We start from the raw sequence: 521 nt of genomic DNA, 5'->3' as shown, positions 1-521 counted from the left end.
GATCACGCCGTCCCACCCTTGTCTGGAGAAGGCCCGCCCCATGGTCACCACGTCTCCGAGCCGAGTACCGGACACCCGGTCACCGCTCACCTCCCGCGCCGCCCCCGCTCCGCTGCCTGCGGCCTCACTGCTCCTCGCCGCCGGCCGCGCGCCCACGGCCCGGTGATCATAACCGAGCGGCGGATGGACCGGCGCACGCACGACGGGGATCTTCACCCGCCGGACCGTGCCTTCGAGCGGCTTCGCTGCACGGCGGTTCGCCTCCTCGACGCGCACGTCAGGAACGACGGCCGATGCGACAGCTGTGGGTGCGGATGGCCGTGCCGAATCGTGCTCCTCGCCGAAAACAACCTCGCTCTCGTACACGACGTCACTCCCGTGCCGGTTCCGCCCTGCGGCATCGCGGCGCCCGCCGCCGCCGACGAGGGGCACCGGCCGGTCGATCCACCGGCTGCGCCGCTTCCGCACGGCCTTCCTCATGGCCGTCCCCCCGCCGCGCCGTCGACGGACATAGGCAAGCC

1 protein-coding gene is annotated in these 521 nt (G+C 72.9%); it reads right to left on the bottom strand.

From position 1 onward, the window contains the following. The coding region (locus NBZ83_RS32575) for a hypothetical protein (protein WP_261576559.1) at nucleotides 1-432 on the bottom strand (432 nt) is incomplete at its 3' end. Between the last annotated feature and the right edge of the window lie 89 nt (nucleotides 433-521).

It is taken from the genome of Frankia gtarii, assembly GCF_025403375.1.
GTDB classification, from domain to species: Bacteria; Actinomycetota; Actinomycetes; order Frankiales; family Frankiaceae; genus Frankia; species Frankia gtarii.
This window is presented reverse-complemented; position numbering and strand designations above follow the sequence as displayed.